We start from the raw sequence: 21,641 nt of genomic DNA, 5'->3' as shown, positions 1-21,641 counted from the left end.
TATGGATATAGAAATGAAACATAAAAAAATTTTAGAAATTGTTAAGGAGAGATTAACTTGTTCAGCTCATAATTTAGATCATGTGCTTAGGGTTTTTAATCTTTGTTTATTGATTTCAAAGGATGAGAAAAATGTTGACTTAGAAGTTCTCATTCCAGCAGCATTACTACACGATATCGCAAGAGTAGAAGAAAGCCAAGATAAAACAGGAGAAATTGACCATGCTGTCTTAGGTTGTGACATTGCTGAAGATATATTAAGCGAGTTAGAATATGACAAAGAAAAAATTGATATGATAAAGCATTGCATCAGTGCTCATAGATTTAGGACAGGAAATGAACCTAAAACAATAGAAGCAAAAATACTTTTTGATTCAGACAAGCTTGATATTATTGGAGCAACCGGCATTGCTCGTTCATTTATGTTAGCAGGACAATTTGGACAGAGATTAACAACAAACACAGATCTAAATCACTATCTTAAAGCTAATACTGTTGAAAATGGAAGAATAAAAGAAGTATCAAAACACACACCTTTTATTGAATACGAAATAAAATTCAAGAAAATCCCCGATAAATTATATACAAAGACCGCAAAAGAAATCGGTAAAGAAAGACTGAAATTTATGGATGAATATTTTAAAATCCTAAGATCAGAAATTGATGGTTTAAATGAGGTGCTATATGTATAAATATGAATTTGTAAGGATAGAATTAAAAAAGTTTTCGCTAAAGGAATTAAAAACAAAGCAGGATTATCATGCCATAATTGAGCAAAATGCGAAAGCAGGATGGAGGTTAGTACAAATTTTAACTCCGCCAACAGGTATATATGGCTCTGCTACACATTATGAGTTGATTTTTGAGAAAGAAGTTTAAGGTTTAATATACTATTAGCGGTGCACTCAAAGAAGCGATATCTATAGGACTCTACAAATACAAACGTAGAAATAAAGATAATTAAAAAATGAATTAACTAATATAAAGGGGCTAAGATTTTGGAAAACTTAAAGGAATATAGAATTTGTAAGGCAAACTCAGAACAGTGGGCTAAATATCATGCTATTTATAGACTAAGTAATTTTAATGAATGGATGTCGTTAAGCTTTCAAAGTGATATTGATCGATATAAGAATGTAGATTTTTGTTTTTGGGTAGAAAAAGAAGGAAAAAGAATAGGTGGAGCATTAATTAAGCCAAATATTCTAAAATGTGTATTTGTTATACCACCATTTGATGATATTAGTAGACTAATTGAAGTGTTAACTTTACATGTAAATACAATATCGAATAAAACTGAGGAAATCGTAATTCCTGATGCTGATTTAAGAATAGCAGAAGCTTATAATAGTGCGGGATTTCAACTAAATAGAATTGACAAGCTTATGGTGTGTGCTACTGATGAGTTTAATGTGATTTGGGAAGAGCGATATAAAATAGTGGCTCCTGAAATTGAGCATGTTGAAGCTATGGCAAAACTTTATTTTAATTCATATAGCAATAATAAGTTTCAGTATATATCATCTCAATCCTATGATTTTCAACTTTTAAATGTTCAAGCTTACTTTAAGCATATAAAAGCAATGAATATTACTAATGAATGGTCTACATTGATTCTTGATACAATTTCAAATAAATTTGTTGGAGCATGTATGGTTGGCTATGTTAATGGATTGCCATATATACTTGATTTTGTAGTACATCCAGAATTTCAAAGAAAAGGTATAGGAGCAAAGCTGCTGCAAAGGACATTAAACTTATTATCCAAAATTTATCCAGCAATAAGGCTAAATGTTACTGTAGGTAATAATGCAGAAGTTTTTTACGATAAAGTAGGTTTTGTTAGCTTAGCAGAAAAGGGGTATATGACCAAAAAGGTTTAATCAAAAAGAATATAGTCTATTTTTAGATATATTAGTAATAATATTTAGAGAAAGTAAAAAAATCAAGAATAAAATAAATCTTGTTATACTTGAAATATAAAACTAAGAAAAAGGTGATGAAAATTAGTTATTTAGAAAAAGCAATATGTCTAGCAGTAGAAAAGCATAAAGGACAGACTGATAAAGGTGGTATGCCATACATATTACATCCAATATATGTGATGAACAAGATGGAAACTGAAACAGAAAAAATAGTAGCAATTTTACATGATGTAGTTGAAGATACAGATGCAACTTTTGAGGAGCTAAGAAATATAGGCTTCTCAGACGAGATTTTAAGTGCATTAGAATGTTTAACAAGAGGAGAGACTGAGGATTATTTTGATTATATTGATAGAGTTAAAACAAAACCGTTATCAATCAAGGTGAAATTAGCTGATCTTGAGCATAATATGGACTTTAGAAGAATTAAAGATATAACTGATGAAGATATAATTAAGCGCATTAAAAAATATAAGCAGGCATGGGATGAACTAAATAGATATTTATAAGGATACTGATATATTGACTTTACCCTAAGGGGATAGTCTAAATTTAGAAAGTTCTTTAATGAGAATCAAATTATCTTGCCTAAAGAGTGCAGTGTTTACTTGCGAATCTTAAGTAAGAAATATAATGAACTTTGTGAGTACATCTTAAATGTACAAAAGGTAATAGGATAGTTTAAGTGACATTTTTAGTTAAATAACATGCTTGAAAATATTAATTTCTAATGATGGATAATTCAATAAGAGAAATAAAAATAATAAAAAGTTAGTTGGAGTTCTATGTATTAAAAAAATCTGTGAAAAACTGGAGTGATTTTTATGAATTATATATTAATGTGCGGAATAATATTGATATTTTTTTTAGTATTAAGATTTGTAAAACAAAAGCATATCACAGGATTTGGATATAAATCGAAGCTTTCAATGCAGAATTTGACTACCTGGAATGAAGGAAACAGATATGTTTCTAATTTTATTATTGTGGGAAGCTTAATATCAATTCTTTTAGGTCTTATTCTGAATTATAGTAATGCTAGCAATTTATCCATAGCTGTATATATTAATATTGCGTTTATGTTAATAGCTAGTTTGTTTACAGAACTTCATTTGAGAAAGTTATTTAATAAGGATGGAAGTGCAAAATAATATATTGAACAAGCTCTGTATAGAGTTCCTAACTCAACTAGTAATTATACATGCCTAAAAATTCGCAGAAACTGAAATTTTCGTACAAGTACAAATTAAGTTTCAATATAGGAACTCTGTAGAGTAAGTCATGACAAACATATATGAATAAATGGTGTAGAAGTATATGGGCAGTATTAGGTTAAAATGTGAAAAGTATATGAAACTATATCCCATCAGAGCTGAACTTTTTACTAGTTATAAACGTATTTATTTATAGAAGTATAATGATACAGCAAAGTATTAATAATTTAATATTTTTAGGATTTTGCATAACATTAAATATAAGGGTAAAAAGGAGAGTCCATATGCGGAGTTATAAAAAAACAATAAGATATACTATTCTTATCATAGTGTGTCTAAGCCTCATGGTTGGCTGCCAAAAAAAGTCAAGCCAAAATCAAGAAAGTTCCTCTTCAAAATTGCTACAGCAAGGAATTAAAGACAAAGAATCAAAATATACTAGTGAATTGAAGGATATTACAAGCAGTGAAAGAATTGACATAGATGATGATACTCCAGCTCAAGGAAAATGGACTTCAAAGGATCAAGAAGCAACTCTATCAGAAGTATTACCTTGGTTAAAGCAAGCAAAACTATACAAAGGTGAGATGCCAGAGGCCAGCAATCTTGGTAAAGATGAACCTGTATTTAATGCAAATATCGGACCTTCTATACTAAGTATATCAACATCAAACAAACATATAATAAAGATAAAACCTGCATTTCATATAAATAGTGATAATGGTCACATTAACTATTATGTAAATGTAGTTGAATTTGATTATGATGGACAAAAAACTTATATCGAATCCAATCAGTTATACGAATGGTTGAAAAATAACAAATGGAAAACGGAGTTTGAGCATCTTTAGTTTAAAAATTTATAAAATAGAAACAAAATACAAAATAGCGTACATGGAGTATAATTATTGCTTTTGATTAACAGTATTTATTGTGTAAAAGAAAAGTTTATATGGGTACTAATTGAAGTGTAATAAGACTTCAATTAGTACTTTTCTTAATATTAATCTAATACCATGAGTATAATTTTAACTTCAAGCTGTAAACTCTAGTGATAAATTACTTCATATTTAAATCAATTAAAATAAAGATTCGTAGATTCATCGAAATCTTTATTTTGAGTTCAAGGACTGAATTAGTTTATACATCTACATAAGGAGCTAAATTAAGTTTCCATAAATGCAAAGACCTATCTAAAATTATGAATTATAAATTCGAAAAATTCAATTTTACAAATTTATAGATGTACTTTATACTAACAAACATAGATTAAATCTAGAAAGGGTTATAGTACTTGATGCATTTCAGAGACTGTACAGTGGAGGTAATATGAAACATAAAAATAATATTCATTATGCTTGGGTTATCCTGTTTCTATCTTTTTTTGGGCTACTAGCAGCACAAGGGGTAAGACTTTCCTTTGGAGCATTTATACAGCCTTTTGAAAAGAGCTTTTCTTTAGATCGCGGTACAATTTCATTGATTTCTACCTTAAGCTTTGTGATTTACGGTATCTCTCAGCCTATATCTGGTAAAATAATTGATAAGTTTGGTGTTCGCAAAGTTATGTCTTTCAGTGCTTTTTTTATAGGAATTAATATTTTTTTAGTACACTTTGCGACTGAAGCTTGGCAAGTATTTATACTGTATGGCATTTTAGCATCAATTGGGTTTGGAGGCCTATCCAACGTAGCTACAACAGTTATAATATCAGATTGGTTTTATGAGAAAAGGGGACTAGCCTTCGGCATAATGGAGGCTGGTGGAGGAGCAGGACAGATGCTTATAGTTCCTGCTAGTCTAGCTTTGATTAATAATTCTGGATGGAGAAATACTGTAGTTTATACAGGAGGCTTTCTCGTGCTTATTGTCTTTCCTATTTTACTTAAGTTTTTAAAAAATCATCCTTCAGAAAAAGGACTTAAGGCAATAGGGCAAGCAGAGAATGATATAAAAATAAAAAATGATGAAGTTGTAAATGAAACTAAGGTATCTTTTTGGGAGGTAGCAAAATATAGACAGTTTTGGTTTTTGCTTTTTCAATTTTTTATTTGTGGGATAACCACAACAGGTCTGATGGACACTCACCTTATTCCATTATCTCATGAATGTGGCTTTTCAAATGAGGTAACTGGTGCAGCGGTTAGCCTTTTAGCGGGATTTAATATCTTAGGCATTTTATTATCTGGGATACTTGCAGATAAATTGGATAACAGGATTATGCTTGGTGTGTTATACGCTGTAAGAGCTATGTCGTTGATAATTTTAATACATAGTCATAAACCGTTTATGCTATTAGCCTTTGCAGTAGTGTTTGGATTAGTAGATTTTGCTACGGTTGCACCTACTCAATTACTTGCAACAAGATATTTTAAAAATTATTCTATAGGACTTATATTAGGATGGGTATTTCTCAGTCACCAAATTGGTTCTGCTTTAGGTGCTTATGTTCCAGGACTTTTATATGATGTATCTGGAGGATATGAGATTTCCATTTATGCAGCCATAGTTTTATGCATATTTGCATCAATTGTATGTTTTTTTCTTCCAAAACCTATGAAGCTAAAAACTGTTTAGAGGTTTAAAAATATAAGATTTGTAGAGGAAGTATTATTTATTAAATAAATTTTCAATGATTAAAAAGCATATATTTAGGAGGGATAAATATGAAAGTATTAGTATTAGGTGGTACTCGCTTTTTTGGCAAACATTTAGTAGATTCATTAATAAGTAAAGGTCATGAAGTGACAATTGCTACTAGAGGTAAAGCAAAAGATAATTTTGGAGATAAAGTTGATAGAATAATTATTGAACGGACTAACTCAGATAGTTTAAAAGAAACTATTGGTAAACACTATTATGATGTTGTTTGTGATAATATTGCTTATTGTTCAAATGATGTGAAGGCTTTGCTTGATTCTTTAAAATGTGGAAGATATGTAATGACATCTTCTGCATCGGTTTATGAAAATCAGCATCTATTAACTTCTGAAAATGAGTTTGAACCTCTTTCACATGATCTTAAATGGTGTTCCAGAGAAGATTATCGGTATGCTGAAGTAAAACGCCAAGCTGAAAGTGCGTTGTTTCAAGAATATCCTAAGCTTCAAGCTGTTGCTGTCAGGCTTCCTTATGTAATTGGAGAAGATGATTATACTAATAGACTTTATTTTTATGTTGAGCAAATAATCAATGGAAATCCAATGAATCTAGATAATATAAATGAACAGATAGGATTTATAAATTCAGCTGAAGCAGGAGAATTTTTAGCATGGGTAGCAGAGCAAAAGTTTGTTGGCCCTATTAATGGCAATAATATTGGTACGATTTCATTGAAGGAAATAATTGATTATGTAGAACATAAAACAAAAATAAAAGCAATATATTCATCTGAGGGCTTAGAAGGATCCTATAATGGACAAGAGTCATTTAGCCTTGATATTGATCGTGCTAGTAATTTAGGTTATTGTTTTACTGAGCTAAATACATGGATATATGAATTGTTAGATAAATATATAAATAGAGCTAATTCCGCACTTTAGAAGTTGTAATTAAAAGCATATTTAAAATTAGAAAGGTACATCTTTATATAAAATATATTAATGAAAATATATGATAAAATAAATTTTAAATTATTGACTATTAAATTGATTCGAAGGAACTTGTAGATTAAACAAAACCAAATAATTTCGGAACCACTATACAAATATATATAAGTCTTAAATAATACGAAAGCCATGGGTAAATAGAGAGATAATTCTATATTGCCCATGGCTTTATTTGTATTAACTATGAAAGGTTCACTTAAATGATTTACTCGTAAATGATGATTAATATAAACCTTAACGTGAATTCAAGTTATCTGCTAAAATTTAAATAATTCATCAACTTATATTCTTATAAAATTTATTTTATATAGGCGTTATTTACATAGCGAAAAATGAATGGTTTTGTAGAAAATATAGAAAGTTGTACGGAATTATGTATAATCAAAATTGAGAAAAGGAATTTAAACAAAGAACGAGTGATAAACACATGTTTTAAATGAATTGACAATTATAGAGTATTTATAGAAAAAACTTGAAAAGCAATAATTAATAGTTTATAATATGGTTATTAATACTTCTTAAGGAGGACTTATGGAAACTAATAAATTAAATATCAATGCAATCAAATCTTGGTTTATTTCTAGAGCCATATCCACAGCTATAGTTTCAATCATATTAATTGGAGGTACTTATCTTCTAAGAACAAAATTTGATTTTCTTGATGGCACAGCTAGTATATATTTGTATATCGGAATTGCAATCATAATAGGATTACTACTTTTAAATACAATAGTATATCCAAAGCTCGAATATAAGCAATGGAGTTATTCAGTAAATAAGGATAAGATAGAATTTTCAGAGGGGATCTATTGGGTTAAAACTGTAATAATACCAATTGTAAGAGTTCAGCATATCAAAATAAATCAAGGCCCTATAAATAGAAGTTTTGGTTTAGCTGATCTTCAGATATTCACGGCAGGGGGAGAACATAAGATCCCTAATATTGAAATGTCTAAAGCAGAAGAGATAAGTGAATTTTTGAAGGATAAGGTTAAGGAAAAGGTGACAGAAAATGATAGATAACCCTACTAGAAATCATTGGATTGTTATAGTACAAGATGTATTAAAATCTCTAAGACAATTTTGGTTTTTGTTAATAATATTAATATCTGGTCACAATAAATATATATATATCGGTGGAGCAGTAATAGTGGTTAGTACAGTGGTTATACAAATAAAAAAATGGCTTAATACACAATATTATATTGCTAATAATATGTTGATTTATAAAAGTGGTGTATTTCAAAAATCTAGAGAGGAAATACCCTTTGATAAGATAAACACTATTGATATGGGCCAAGGAGTTTTTGATAGAATTCTTGGACTATGTACAGTTAAAATAGATAGTGGAAGTGCCATTGGAAAAGAAGCTGAGTTAAAATTAAAAATTAAATATAAATTAGCAGAAATGCTTAGAGACACTGTATTAAATATAAAAAATAACACAGCAGATATTGATTTCCAGGAAGAAAAGAAAGAAGAAATACCTAAAAAAGTGATTTCTATAAGAGAAATTATGCTTTATGCAATAACAAAAGGAAAACTAGGATGGGCGCTTGGGGGATATTTTGCAGTAATGAATTTTGCTGATGATGTAGAAAAAATCACAAATACTACTATAGTAAAAAATTTGACTAATTCGATTGATATGAATAATTTAATGCTACAGGATAGAGTAAAGCTTGTATTTATGATTATGGGAATGCTTTTAGCTGTATATATTGTTATGACCTTATTAGCAATAATCTTTGAAATAGTTAAGTTATACAATTTTACTATAAAAGTTCAAGATAAAAACTTTAATATAAGCTATGGACTACTTAGTAAAAAAGAGTATTCAATTCCAATAGATAAGATTCATGCATTAAAATATAAGCAGGGAACACTCCAGCAGGTATTAGGTATCTACACTATAGAAGCAATAACCATAGGTTATGGAGATGAAAAAAATGAAAAAGCAATATTATATCCTATTGCGAATGATGATTTTAAGCAAAGGTTCTTAGCTTCTTTGCTTCCAGAGATGATTTTTTCAGCTGATATTAAAAGACCTCCTAAGCATAGCCTAAAAAGATTTATTGTTATGAGAGTGTTGTTACCACTTATAGTAATTATACCATTATATTTCTTAGCTAAACCTATACCTAGTGAGTTTAAAATAGGAGTCATCGTTATAATAACTTTAATAAATATACTATTTGGATACTTAAACTACAGAAATACTTCTCTAGGAGTAACAGAAAAACTAATACTTGCTAGTGGAGGAAGTTTTACAAAAACAACAACTATAATTAAGCAAAGCAGTGTTCAAGCAATAGAAAGAAAACAAAATCCATACCAGAGGAAAGCCAAGGTATGCGATTATTTGATAAGCGTGTATTCAACTACACTGCCTGAAGCTGTTAAGGTAAGACATATGAACGAAAGTCTTGACACTGAACTATATGGAAATTTGATTATGTAATGAAGGAAAATTGAGAAATAAATGAAATTAATATTATGCTAGGAAATACAAATAAGCTTCAAGATAATATGGAATAGCATAATATTAAATTTATAAAGAAGTGAGGGAATATGGGTGGTTACTGTAATAATCTTTTTAGTTTCATATATTGTTTCATGCTGTATACTTATTTTCTTGGGATCTAAATTAAACTTAAAAAAATGGCTTAGCAAAAATAATATAGGAAAAGTCATTTCATTTATAATATCTTTTTCAATATATATGGCTGGCAGTATGGCTGTGGATAGAGTTAATATTAGTGGTAATTATCACACTATTTTCAAAGGAATATTACTTTCAACAATTGTAATTCCGATAATCTTTGGAATGTCAAATGTAGTAAAGGATAAAAATATAAATTCGTAATGCTGATAAAAAGTGAAACAACAGAATTTAAGTAGCTTTGATTGAAAATAAATATGTAAAACTTTAATTTGAAAATATAAATTATGGGATGAAGTGATATCGCTTTATATGGCTGAGCACGACTATCTTAAATCACTGAGGTTATGTACTAAAAAAATGTTGGTGATTTAACATCCATAGGTTGTCTACTAAATTTAAAAACAACCTAATTAGATTAGAGTGAAGTTTTTTCAAAACAAGACGAGATAATGACTAAATATTAAGATTGAACTTGTATAGCTAATATTGTCTTGTTGCCACAACAACATTTTTTTAATACATTTATAGAGTGAACCTAACATGTATATAGGAGGTACTAATAGAATTTAATATTCGAAAGCCTCCGTTTCACTGCAAATCTATACTTAATATCTGGATATCCGAAGATAACCATTATACCGTTCTTATTTTTCAATGGTATACCATACTTTTGCTTTATTTTCTTTCCGAAGAGATTTAATAATAAATTAGGAGTGCCAAGCATACAACTTCCTAATCCTAATGATTGTGCTGTTAACATAGCGTAAGTTGCTGGGATGTATGAATCAACAGGATCAGCATATGGAGATGAATGAAAAAGCATGGCCAAAGGTGCAGAATAGGTTAACCAGTTTGTTCCCTTATCATAATTTGTTATGAATGTGCCTATAGCAGTTGACGCAAAAGTTTTTAAGGAATCGTAGTTTTCTTTTCCTATAAATGGACGATAAATTTTAAGCATTATTGGGGAGAATAACCACTTATTCTTTTTTAGAGCATTAATTAATTCTAAAGTGAATTCTTCAACTTTTTCATTTCCATCTAGAACTAATACTTGAACATCAGAGCTACCTAGACCATTAGGTGCTGTTGCAGAGGTTTCTAATATTTTATCTATTATTTCACGATCAACTCTTTGCTTCTTAAAGTCTCTAACGCTTCTACGAGATATCATTAATGATTTTAAACTTTCATAATCAGCTCTATCGGGAATTCTAGGCAAGTCAATTACATCGTTTGGTGTCAGATCCCTTCCGGTAATTTTTATTGCTCTATTTGGACAGACTGCCATACATTGTCCACAAGCAATACACCCAAATACTCTATTTTGGTCTACCTTAACCATTTTCTCTTCTATATATAATGGAGCACCTTTACATACTTTTACGCAAAGCCCGCAGACAGTGCACTTATTCTTATCTATTTCAACATTTGCACATTCATAAAATCTACCTGTTTTTAGAGGCATAATTATCTACATCCTTTCATTTTATCTTTTCTACTTAAATTTAATATGCTGATTCTTAAAAATAGATGAGGTATTTTATTTTTCGCCCAAAGTTATTTTTATATGGTACAATATTACAAATGATTTATATAGTGATGACAATAGTGTATTTAATTTAAATATATACTTTGACAATGTTTTGTATTTACAATTATATACTTAAGAGTAATTAAATTCATCTTAAAGCATGTGAATTTAATTTTTTATATTGCAATTTAGCACGCAAAGATAGTAGATTTAAAAATATAAATTCTAGTGAGAGATGATATATTTATTAAAGTTGTTAAAAAAGATAAACAATAAGCTTAAAATATTTACTTAAAGCTAATAAACAGAGATTGGAGGAAAGTTATGAAAATTGTAGTAGCTATAGATTCTATGAAGGGAAGTCTTTCTTCAATGGAAGCAGGAAATGCAATAAAGGAAGGTATTTTGAGAGTGAAACCATATGCTGAGATTGTAGTAAAACCACTGGCAGATGGAGGAGAGGGGACTACTGGTGCACTACTGGAAGGCCTTGGTGGAGAAAAAATAATGGTTAAAGTAACTGGTCCAATGGGAAAACCTGTTGAAGCTTATTATGGTTATCTTGCTGAAAAGAAGGTTGCGATAATGGAAATGGCTTCAGCTGCAGGTATAACCTTAGTTAATGATTTGGAGAAAAATCCAATGGTTGCTACAACTTTTGGATTAGGTGAAATGATAAAACATGCTATCTTTAAAGGCTCACGTCATTTTGTTATCGGAATAGGAGGCAGTGCGACCAATGATGGTGGTATTGGTATGCTTATGGCTTTAGGTTATGAGTTCTTAGATGAGGATGGACAAAAGGTTGGAGAAGGAGCACAGGCCTTAGACAAAATAGTACATATTTCAAACCAACATATAATGAAGGAACTAAAAGATTGTAAGTTTCAGGTAGCTTGTGATGTTAATAATCCTTTATGCGGACCAAATGGAGCCACCTTTGTTTTTGGACCTCAAAAGGGAGTTACTGAGGAGAGGAAGAAAAGTTTAGATGAAGCTATGAGAAATTATGCGAAGGTTTCAGAAGAGTTTACAGGGAAGAAGTTCTCAGAAGCAAAGGGAGCGGGAGCAGCGGGAGGGCTTGGTTTTGGGTTTTTAGAATTTCTAAACGCAGATTTAACTCCTGGAATTGAACTTATACTTAAGACCATCGAACTTGAAAAAGAAATACTTGACGCAGATTACGTAGTCACTGGTGAAGGTAGGTTGGACTTTCAAACTGCAATGGGTAAAGTCCCTGTAGGACTTGCAAAGCTTGCAAAGAAATATAATAAAAAGGTTATAGCTTTTGCGGGAAGTGTCACTAAAGAAGCTAAAGAATGCAATAATGCAGGAATTGATGCGTTCTTTCCAATTGTAAGAGGAGTTACAACCTTAGAGGAAGCGATGAACCATGAAAATGCAAAGGAAAATATGATGGATGCTGTAGAACAAGTATTTAGATTGCTTTAATAAAGATGAAGCACTTCAATCCGTAAACTATTTTCAAAACCCCTCTGGGTTCAGAGAGGAGGATTTGAAAATATAAATTTAATTACGAAGTGGTTCATCTAAAGATGTGCAAGAAAGGATAATTTTTTTTACAACAATGGATATTAAAAATTAAAGGTTTACAAGCTATAATTTAATTCGAAGAACAGCTAAAATATTTGCTTAATGCCCACAAAGAAAAATCAGACTTACAAATTTAAGTCTGATTTTTTTTGTGTAAAATTCAATTTTCTTGGTTTGTATATCAATTTTTGCTCTTTAGTATAATAGACATCTATAGTTTCACCAATTGATATGAAGTCCACATTGGATTTTAAAGTTATGATTTCGTCATTCTGCAATTTTATTGTTATAAATCTTTGAAATAGAGGAAAGTTTCTTATATTGTAAGGTGAATTAATATCAAAAGTTTTATCATATGAATTATGTACTTAATAAATAATATATTGACAGATACCATTTTTTATGAAATAGTGAAAATGTTGTAGAATAAATAAATATTTAGTAGAAATTAGTCATGTAATAGGGGGAGACTTTATGCAACGTAACACTGTTTTTTATGATGAAGTAAAAGATGAATTAAAGACAGGTGATCTTATTCTTTTTCACGGATTGCTTTTAAGCAGTCAGCTTAACGAAGTAATTACTAGAAGTCCTTGGTCTCATGTAGGGATGGTAATAAGACCAGAGAATCTAGGAATAACTAACAGCAACAGACTACTACTTTGGGAATCAAACATATTGGTAAATTTGCCAGATGTGGAGCTAAAGGAATCAAAAATTGGACCAATGCTTGTTGATTTGGAGAAAAGGCTTATAACTGATGTTGAAGATAAGAAAGATAATATATTCCAAATTCGTTACAATGGTTGTGAAATAACTGAAGAAATGTTGGAAAAGCTTAAGACATTTGTTGGAAAAGTACATAAGGACACTTTTCCTGAGTCAGAATTTGATTTAAGCAAAGAATTTTTTGAAGCCAGAGTTTTTCACAAAGAAATTGTTAACGATAGTTATTTTTGCAGCGAATTAATTGCAGACACTTTTATACATATGGGACTTTTAACAAGAAGATATGCACCTAATAGTTACGCGCCAAAGGATTTTTCAAGTTCCACGGTTTTACCTTTTATAAAAAAAGGACAACTTATAGATGGACCATTAATTGATGTAGTAGGACAATAATTCACATATGTAAACTCTACATAATAGATTATACAGTAATTTATTATGTAGAGCTTTTTTGAAAATTTATTTAGAATAAATGAAATGTTATATATGGTATTGTAAAAAATGCATAGGAACCTTTCATCAAGATAAAATCCCCACAAAGTAAAAGAAGAAACTTTTGTTTTTTCGTAGGAAAATGCAGAAATATATAGATTCCTCGTCACGGGAAATCTTAAAAAAACATAAAATTATCCAAAGTATGTAATGGAATTTATCCAGTTATGAAAAAGAAGTTTATTTTATTTAATATATAAATAAACACTTTTGCAAAGTATATACATTAATGGTTAAAAATTATGGTGTTTTAATGTATAATTAATTTATACATTAGGGTAACAGTTGAAATTATTCAAATAATAAAAGTATTAAATAAGTATATTAAAACCAGAAATATACTTATTTAATATTTTAATAATCAAGATGAAGTTTACTCTTTAACTAACTAGTTCAACTAATTAATGGAAAAACGTAATATTCTTGACAAATATTAGCCTGTATGTAATAGTAAAAATAATACAGCTAAAATATGAAATTAAGTAAAATTCAAAAGAATAAAATAAATAAGGTCGAATGTTGCAGGAAAACTTAAAGAAGGGTCATTGAGTGATGTTTAAGAAAAATACTTCAATTTTAAAAAAGCAAAATTTAATTCTTATCTTCTTCATTTTTACAACACTTTTTTTATTTGGATGTGATGTTCAAAAAGATAATATACCTAGAGCTTTCCAAGGAAAAGTAGATTTAAGCGATGTTGATTTTGATAGTAGTAGAATAGCTAAGTTGGACGGCCAATGGGAATTATATTGGGGGCAGTTACTGGAACCAAAGGATTTTAATAATGGTATAAAGAAGGTTGATGATTATTTACAAGTTCCAAGCACAGTAAAAACTTCTGTGTATAATAAAATACTACCTAAATACGGTTATGGTACCATGAGACTTATCATCAAGCTGAAACCTGATGAGGATAGACTTTATGGAATAAAGACTCAATACCTTTTATCCGCTTCAAAGATATGGATTAACGGTAAGCTGCTAGCTTCTTCAGGGCAGGTAAGTAAAGACGAGAATAGTGCGTCAGGAAGCTTTGAGCATCAAATTGCATTTTTTAATAATAATAAAAGTGAAGTAGAAATAGTAATTCAAATGTCAAACTTTAATAATGTAGTAGGAACAGTTCAAAGTATTTATATGGGAGATGCGAAACAGATAAAAAAGGAATATGTTAGCGGGGTGGCTTCCGATGCCTTTATTATAGGTGCGCTTGTAATAATGGGAATCTATCATTTTGCTTTATATTATAGGAGGCCTCAAAATAAAGCTCCGTTATACTTCGGTATTTTTTGTTTATGTATATCACTAAGAAATGCAATAGTTAGCGAAAGAATTATTTTTGATATCCTTCCTAATATTTCTTTTGATTTATTTAATAAACTAGCTTATTTGACAGTATATATTTCACTACCATTTATAGTTATGTTTTTTAAAGAGATTTTTGAGCATGAATTCTCAGAAAAAGTAGTAAAAGCAATGAACATTATTACAATACTTGTTAGTGTAATAACAATATGTACAAACATCGAAGTCTACGATACTTTTTTACTGTATTTTGAGATATGGGGTGTTTTGCTATTTTGCTATATTTTATATATTATTATTAAAGAGATAATTAACAAGAATAAAGGGGCTATTATAATTTTACTTGGATTTTTAGTGTTCCTTACTGCAGTGATTCACGATATTTTATTGCAGGCAGGTATGATGTATACTAAATCACTTACTCCAATAGGGTTATTTATTTTTATATTTTCGCAGTCCTATATATTAGCAGCAAAATTCTCTGATGCTTTTGAAAAGGTTGAAAAGCTTCTTGAAGAAAACAAAGCTGTGTATATAGATGAATTGACAGGGCTTCTAAATAGAAGAGGTCTTTATGATCAAGGCAGATCCCTTTTTAGAGCTGCGCAGATTACTGGAGGCAAATTTACGTTGTTTTATGGAGACTTAAATAGATTAAAGCAAATAAATGATTTCCATGGGCATAAAGAGGGGGATGAAGCGATTAGAACTGCCGGGAATCTTCTAAGAATGTCCTTTGGAAAAGATGATATCGTAGCACATATAAGTGGAGATGAATTTATAGCTATTGCTGTTAACAAGGCTTCAAAAGTAGATGCAAAAGTAATTATAGATTTTGTTAATTATAATTTTAATAAATATAATGAGTATTCAGGTAAGACTTATTCATTATCCATAAGCATGGGATATTCTATATATAAACCAAATATTAAAACAACCTTTGAAAACATGATACATGAGGCTGACATTATGCTTTATGATGCTAAAACATTAATTGAAGGTAGATAGTAATTTAAATTTTCTAGATTCAAGCCATATAAAACCATATAATATAAGCATTAACAGATATATTATGAATATAAGCTGTTAATGCTTTTTTACTGTATAGAAAACTATAAAACTTTAACCGTTACTCTATTCCTACCATTTTCTTTAGATTCATAAAGTGCTTCGTCAGCAAGCTTTAGCACTTCGCTAAAAGTTTCAAGTCTTCTATCATATACTGAAATTCCTATACTCAAAGTAAAATAGATAGGTTTATTTCCACAAATAATAGGTTCCTTAGAAATCATATCGCAGAAGAATTCTGTTATGTTTTTTGCTGCATCTAGGCTAGTTGATGGCAATATTACAGCAAATTCTTCCCCTCCTAAACGTCCTATTATATCAGTTCTTCTAAAATACTTTTTCATTTCACATCCCAAATGAGCTAAAACAGCATCTCCTGCAGCATGACCATTCGTATCATTGATATGTTTAAAATGATCTATATCAATCATCAGAAGTGTAAAGTTGGTATTATAGTCAGATGAACACTCCATTTGAAGGTTGGCTAGCTGCATAAATCTATTTCTATTATAAAGGTTAGTAAGAGCATCTGTAGAGGCAAGTATTTTTAGCGCTTCCTGATCATTTTTTCTTTCAGTAATATTTATAAGATTTATTAGCCGACCTACAATATTACCAAAATCATTTTTTATAGTCACTGTTTTCACTTCAAAATATCCATAGCTATCACCAAGAGAAATTTTTATATCGCTAGTATCATTGGTATTTAATATCTTAAGAAGGTCAATTTGGCTCCCCAAAATGAACTCAATGGTTTTGCCTTTCATTGAATTGTTTAGTTCTTGAAAAAGCTCCGCAGCAGCAGGGTTATAATCCATAAGACGACTTGTATTGTCTATCAAAATCATACCATCAGAACTTTTCTCAAATAGAACATCTCTAGCTAAAGTTTTAAGTGCTAAGAAATCATACTTAAATATAGCTATAAGAATTAAAGAGAAAGAAAATGGAAGTATTAGAGCTACGTAATTTATACTCACATTACCTGGGTTCATTAAAAGCAGTTCAAAACTTATAAAAGGAAGTAGAGAAGCTAAAATCATAATCTTATAGCCTGAGCGTTCAAAGGCTGCAACTTTTCGATAGTTTTTTACGTAACATGATATAGCTATAAGAAAGTAAAGTGTTATATAAATACAGTAAAACAAATACCAAGGTTCTTTATTGAAAGTAAGAAAATTTAACCCAAATTCTTTCTTTAGCATAAGTGATTTATAGTAAATGTGATGCATTGGATTTGTAAGCTGCATCAAAAAAATCAAAATAGGTACTATAAATATAATGAAAAAAGTACTACTGCTAAAGGTTTTTATAGCTTTTGTATAAATTAGAGATAGTAAAAGCCATAAGGCTGGATAAAATGGTATCCCTATATATTGAATCTGATTCCAAAACATCATCTGAGGTAATGAACTACTGTTAATCTCCAGAAGATAGCTAAATAAATAAATACTAACAAGTAAACAAAGTGAAAAGAAGACTTTTACTAATGTGGTTGTTCCTTTTGATATAGCATATGCTGCAAAAAATACTGACAGTAATGCGGAAAGAAAAAAGTATATACTAAGGAACACAAGTGTAAATGACATATAATAGACCTCTCTTTAAGATTATTTCATGGTTAGATTTATCAATATTAAAACATCAGGATATATGAGAATGAATGATAGTATTCTAGTAAAACAAAAAAAGACTTTATATATCAATATTCGACATAAAATTACAAAACTTAATTGAAATAATGAAAAAAAGTTATATAGAATCAATGAAAAATGAATGGATTCACTTCTAAGAATGCAGGATAATTTAAAACATCATCATTTGGTGCATATGTTTTCAAAACAAGAAAATTCACACCTTTCATCTTGTGATAGAATTTTAAATGTAATGTAAGTGTGTAAATATAGCTGTAAGTTTAATTTAATTGATTACTTATGAATTAACTAAGCAATTTATTAATTCTATTGTTTATCATTGTGATATGATTCAAGATTTTAATAGTTAAGAATCATAATGTTATTAAATTAAGCTTTAATGTTATTAAACATAGTAGTATATACAAGGGAGAGGATTTATATGGGAAATAAGATAACTTTTTTAGATATCGATGGAACCTTAGTGGATGTGCCTTCTGGAATGATTGAGCCAGCACAAAGTACTATCGAAGCACTAAAAAAATTTAGAGAAAATGGTAACTATACAGTAGTAGCTACAGCGAGATCAGCAGTTCCTAATACTATCTCAAAATTAGACTTTGATGGGTATATATTTTGTAATGGAAATTACATAGTGTTTAAAGATGAAGTTTTACATGATAATTATTTTTCGATAGAAGATATACAATATATAATGGATTTGTCTGATAAATGTGATGCTCAATATCTATTAAGTGGGCATCACGGTGTATGGTGCAGCGACCTTGATCACCCACTTTGTGTTAAGCAAAGAGAATTATTTTTAGGTGGACCTGACAAACCTAAGGATTCTATAGAAATATGGAAGATAGAAGATGTACATGCTAATATGGGGACAATACTATTTAAAAGTGAAAAAGATATGACAGAATTCAAAGAAAAACTACCAACGAATTGGGTAGTACATGCTTATGTAGAAGCTAATATTAGATTAGATATACATTTACCTGGCTTTTCTAAAGGATCAGCAGTTGAGTTCTTATTCAAAAGATTAGGAATAGACAAAGAAGATACCTTTGCTTTTGGTGATGCTCAAAATGATATTGAAATGTTGAAGCTTGTGAAACATGGAATAGCCATGGGAAATGGTACAGATGAGATTAAATCTATTGCATATTATGTTACTGATAAAGTTGACAAAGATGGTATTGCAAATGCATTAAAGAAATTCAGAGCAATATAGTCGTTATCTAAAAGATGATGTGGTAATTTATATATGCTGAAAATCTCTATAATTGGGGATTTTGTGAAATGAATAAATTAAATTTTGATATGGCTGTTTCTTGAAATAAATATGATTAATAGTTACTATAAAAAACACTATAAGTATGTATTAAAAAAATGTTGTTGGATATTTGTATATAACCAACAACATTTTTTTAATACATAAACACAGGGATTTTATACGGTTATAATCCTTCATCAGAAGTATGTATTTAGATTTCCAGTGCAATTTTAACAAACTTTTAAAGTTAGTTTATAAATAGTTTAACAATTAATACTTTAGATTTAACCTGTTTAATTTATACTGAAGTTGGAAATATAAAAAATGTTTTAATAAATGTCAGAAGGTAAACATGTATGACATTTTTAAAGCATCATGTTGAAACTAAGCGGTTAGCCATCCGATACGTTATAGCATATCTTGAGAACCCACTTAATCTCAACATAATTCTTAAACATAGACTCAAGTATTAATTAATAGAGTGAAAATCATTTATATGATTAATAGATAAATTTTTATATGTAGCTTAATTATGAGTTAAAAGGAGTAAGGAGAATGAATATAGGACTTTTTACCGATACCTACTATCCACAAATAAACGGGGTAGCCACTTCGGTACTAATGCTTAAAGAATACCTTGAAAATATAGGTCACAAGGTATATGTGTTTACAACAACAGATCCAAAGGTAGTAGGATGGGAAAAAAATGTCTACAGAGTACCTAGTATACCTTTCGCAAGTGCAAGAAGGGTTGGGTTGTTCTATAATCCAAGACTGGCAAAGGTTATAAAAAGATTAAATTTAGATTTAATCCATACTCATACAGAATTTTCACTTGGTATCTTTGGAAGAGCAATGGCTAGAGAACTTAATATTCCTTTTCTTCACACATACCACACTATATACGAGGATTACACACATTATATTGTGAAACTTAAAATTTTTGATCCAATAGCAAAGATAGCAGCAAGAAGATTAAGTGTTAGTTTCTGTAATTCTGCGGACCAGGTCATTGTTCCAACAAAAAAGGTTCTAGATATGCTAGAATCCTACAATGTTCAAAAAGATATTTCAGTTATACCTACAGGCATTGAGATAAATAAGTTTTCTAGAGTTAATTATAATTTTGATACGGCACAAAGCTTGCGTAAAAGTCTAGGAATAAATACAAAAGATAAAGTTTTATTATATGTAGGCAGAATATCTAAAGAAAAAAACATTGAAGAAATAATGATAAATTTAAAAGGCTATTTAAAATCTAATAGAGATGTAAAACTAGTGCTAATTGGTGATGGGCCAGATAAACATAGACTAGAAACTATAGCAAATGCTTTAAACATAAATGATCAAGTAGTCTTTGCAGGAGAAAGACCTTGGGACGATATAGGAAGGTATTATCAAATTGGAGATGTTTTTGTAAGTGCCTCTCAAAGTGAAACTCAAGGACTTACATATATAGAAGCTCTTGCTGCTGGATTACCAGTTATAGCAAAAGCAGATAAGTGTCTAGATGGAGTCATTGAAAATTATGTCAATGGGTACCTTTTTAATGATACTGAAGACTTTATTGAAGCTTTGAATTTAATTATATTTAATGATTTAAAGAAGAAGCAATTGTCTTTGGAAGCAATAAAAACTGCAAGAAGATTTTCAGCAGAAGGTTTTGCAGAATCTGTTGAACAATTGTACAAAACTATGGATATATACAAGGTGTATGAAGAGGTTTCTATATAAAATTGAGTTAAAGATTTTAGTGTTTTTAGAGTTAGAAGTAAGACGTTTAAGTACCAGAGCTTCTTCATTCTGAAAGGTAAGTTAAATATAAACTTTTATTTTGATAAAGAGAGAAGAAATTTATATTGACGAGGGTTGTCTTTAGTAAACAATAGAAAATTAAGAGTTTTTCCTTAAAAATATATAAAATTATAAACTAATAATTAATTATGGATAGGAGAGCTTAACTATGAAAATAAAGACTCATGTAAAATTAGCAGAATTGGCTTTTAGAAACAATATAAATGCTACACCTAAAGGGTTTTCTAAATTTATGTTTAACTTTGGTCTTGTGATGATTGATCAGTGTTGGCATGTAAAAACTCATCCTCACTACATGCAAAAATCACTTGGATATATAAATGATAAGATAGAGAAGCTTATTGCTATAAAAAGATTTAATCTATATAATTCAATGCAGTTAGGAATAGTTGTACACTATTTATGTGATTTTTGTTGTAATGCACATATATCAGGAGGAGTTGGTAATATACCTTTCCATCTAAAATATGAACGTGATCTTCAAAAATATTTACTTGAAAACTATGATTTTTTAAATAATCATATAAGTGAACTATCAGATAAATTAGAAGATAAAACTAGGCAAATGAATTCATTAAAAGAAATGCTTCATGGTAAGCTTGCTGAATATGTACAAGGAGAAGCATCTTTTTTATGGGACATAACTAAAAGTGCTGAGATAGTGTCATTGGTTTGTTCTAGCGTTTTTGAATTAAAAAACTGTGTTAAAGAAAAGTATCAATATAATATTAGAAATGTTCAAATTGCACAACGAGAGATTATATAAAAAATTTTTAAAGATAAACCTTTGATGTACAAAAGATATGCTAGC

General features: G+C 29.5%; 19 protein-coding genes. 17 read left to right on the top strand and 2 right to left on the bottom strand.

Going from position 1 to position 21,641, the window contains the following annotated elements:
* Position 1 precedes the first annotated feature (1 nt).
* The 11 genes from J3477_RS02515 (at position 2) to J3477_RS02465 (ending at position 9,615) form a co-directional block, all read left to right on the top strand.
* The gene (locus J3477_RS02515) at positions 2 to 691 is read left to right on the top strand and encodes an HD domain-containing protein (RefSeq protein WP_206867977.1); all 690 of its coding nucleotides are present in this window, start codon (positions 2 to 4) and stop codon (positions 689 to 691) included.
* Complete coding sequence (locus tag J3477_RS02510; protein WP_206867976.1) at positions 684 to 878, top strand: DUF4177 domain-containing protein; 195 nt, start codon at positions 684 to 686, stop codon at positions 876 to 878. Before J3477_RS02515 ends, J3477_RS02510 begins: the two co-directional genes overlap by 8 nt.
* A gap of 119 nt (positions 879 to 997) precedes the next feature.
* Positions 998 to 1,882 (top strand): GNAT family N-acetyltransferase, encoded by an 885-nt coding sequence (locus J3477_RS02505; protein ID WP_206867975.1) that lies wholly within the window; start codon positions 998 to 1,000, stop codon positions 1,880 to 1,882.
* A 116-nt stretch (positions 1,883 to 1,998) separates the two neighbouring features.
* Complete coding sequence (locus J3477_RS02500) at positions 1,999 to 2,433, top strand: GTP pyrophosphokinase (protein WP_206867974.1); 435 nt, start codon at positions 1,999 to 2,001, stop codon at positions 2,431 to 2,433.
* A gap of 315 nt (positions 2,434 to 2,748) precedes the next feature.
* Positions 2,749 to 3,075 (top strand): SdpI family protein, encoded by a 327-nt coding sequence (locus tag J3477_RS02495; RefSeq protein WP_206867973.1) that lies wholly within the window; start codon positions 2,749 to 2,751, stop codon positions 3,073 to 3,075.
* A gap of 347 nt (positions 3,076 to 3,422) precedes the next feature.
* On the top strand, positions 3,423 to 3,989 hold the full coding sequence (locus J3477_RS02490) for a hypothetical protein (RefSeq protein WP_206867972.1): 567 nt from the start codon (positions 3,423 to 3,425) through the stop codon (positions 3,987 to 3,989).
* A gap of 478 nt (positions 3,990 to 4,467) precedes the next feature.
* The gene (locus J3477_RS02485; protein ID WP_206867971.1) at positions 4,468 to 5,715 is read left to right on the top strand and encodes an MFS transporter; all 1,248 of its coding nucleotides are present in this window, start codon (positions 4,468 to 4,470) and stop codon (positions 5,713 to 5,715) included.
* An 89-nt stretch (positions 5,716 to 5,804) separates the two neighbouring features.
* Positions 5,805 to 6,680: an NAD-dependent epimerase/dehydratase family protein gene (locus J3477_RS02480; RefSeq protein WP_206867970.1), complete on the top strand. Its 876-nt coding sequence runs from the start codon at positions 5,805 to 5,807 to the stop codon at positions 6,678 to 6,680.
* A 597-nt stretch (positions 6,681 to 7,277) separates the two neighbouring features.
* Positions 7,278 to 7,769 carry a PH domain-containing protein gene (locus J3477_RS02475; protein WP_206867969.1) on the top strand — a complete coding sequence of 164 codons (492 nt, stop codon included), beginning with the start codon at positions 7,278 to 7,280 and terminating at the stop codon, positions 7,767 to 7,769.
* Positions 7,759 to 9,210: a PH domain-containing protein gene (locus tag J3477_RS02470; RefSeq protein WP_206867968.1), complete on the top strand. Its 1,452-nt coding sequence runs from the start codon at positions 7,759 to 7,761 to the stop codon at positions 9,208 to 9,210. Before J3477_RS02475 ends, J3477_RS02470 begins: the two co-directional genes overlap by 11 nt.
* A 114-nt stretch (positions 9,211 to 9,324) precedes the next feature.
* Positions 9,325 to 9,615 carry a hypothetical protein gene (locus J3477_RS02465; protein WP_206867967.1) on the top strand — a complete coding sequence of 97 codons (291 nt, stop codon included), beginning with the start codon at positions 9,325 to 9,327 and terminating at the stop codon, positions 9,613 to 9,615.
* A 355-nt stretch (positions 9,616 to 9,970) separates the two neighbouring features.
* On the opposite strand, the gene J3477_RS02460 is transcribed toward J3477_RS02465, so the two are convergent.
* Positions 9,971 to 10,882, bottom strand: a complete 912-nt coding sequence (locus J3477_RS02460) for a nitroreductase family protein (protein WP_206867966.1) — start codon at positions 10,880 to 10,882, stop codon at positions 9,971 to 9,973.
* A 390-nt stretch (positions 10,883 to 11,272) separates the two neighbouring features.
* Here J3477_RS02460 and J3477_RS02455 point away from each other — a divergent pair, with 390 nt between their 5' ends.
* The 3 genes from J3477_RS02455 (at position 11,273) to J3477_RS02445 (ending at position 16,036) form a co-directional block, all read left to right on the top strand.
* On the top strand, positions 11,273 to 12,400 hold the full coding sequence (locus tag J3477_RS02455; RefSeq protein WP_206867965.1) for a glycerate kinase family protein: 1,128 nt from the start codon (positions 11,273 to 11,275) through the stop codon (positions 12,398 to 12,400).
* A 576-nt stretch (positions 12,401 to 12,976) separates the two neighbouring features.
* Positions 12,977 to 13,624, top strand: coding sequence for a hypothetical protein (locus tag J3477_RS02450; protein WP_206867964.1), 648 nt, complete (start codon positions 12,977 to 12,979; stop codon positions 13,622 to 13,624).
* A gap of 651 nt (positions 13,625 to 14,275) precedes the next feature.
* Positions 14,276 to 16,036, top strand: coding sequence for a diguanylate cyclase (locus J3477_RS02445; RefSeq protein ID WP_206867963.1), 1,761 nt, complete (start codon positions 14,276 to 14,278; stop codon positions 16,034 to 16,036).
* Positions 16,037 to 16,140: 104 nt separating this feature from the next.
* Here J3477_RS02445 and J3477_RS02440 read toward each other — a convergent pair whose 3' ends face one another.
* Positions 16,141 to 17,685, bottom strand: coding sequence for a histidine kinase N-terminal 7TM domain-containing diguanylate cyclase (locus tag J3477_RS02440; protein WP_206867962.1), 1,545 nt, complete (start codon positions 17,683 to 17,685; stop codon positions 16,141 to 16,143).
* Between the two features lie 487 nt (positions 17,686 to 18,172).
* On the opposite strand from J3477_RS02440, the gene J3477_RS02435 reads away from it, so the two are divergent.
* From J3477_RS02435 to J3477_RS02425, 3 genes are all read left to right on the top strand, one after another.
* Positions 18,173 to 18,973 (top strand): HAD family hydrolase, encoded by an 801-nt coding sequence (locus J3477_RS02435; protein WP_206867961.1) that lies wholly within the window; start codon positions 18,173 to 18,175, stop codon positions 18,971 to 18,973.
* A 597-nt stretch (positions 18,974 to 19,570) separates the two neighbouring features.
* A complete protein-coding gene (locus J3477_RS02430) occupies positions 19,571 to 20,749 on the top strand; it encodes a glycosyltransferase family 4 protein (protein WP_206867960.1) in 1,179 nt (392 codons plus the stop codon).
* 229 nt (positions 20,750 to 20,978) lie between these two features.
* Complete coding sequence (locus J3477_RS02425) at positions 20,979 to 21,596, top strand: zinc dependent phospholipase C family protein (RefSeq protein ID WP_206867959.1); 618 nt, start codon at positions 20,979 to 20,981, stop codon at positions 21,594 to 21,596.
* Positions 21,597 to 21,641 lie beyond the last annotated feature (45 nt).

This window comes from Clostridium zeae (genome assembly GCF_017312485.1).
Taxonomy (GTDB): Bacteria; Bacillota; Clostridia; order Clostridiales; family Clostridiaceae; genus Clostridium_AR; species Clostridium_AR zeae.
The sequence above is the reverse complement of the archived record's forward strand: the minus strand, read 5'-3'. Positions and strand labels throughout refer to the sequence as shown.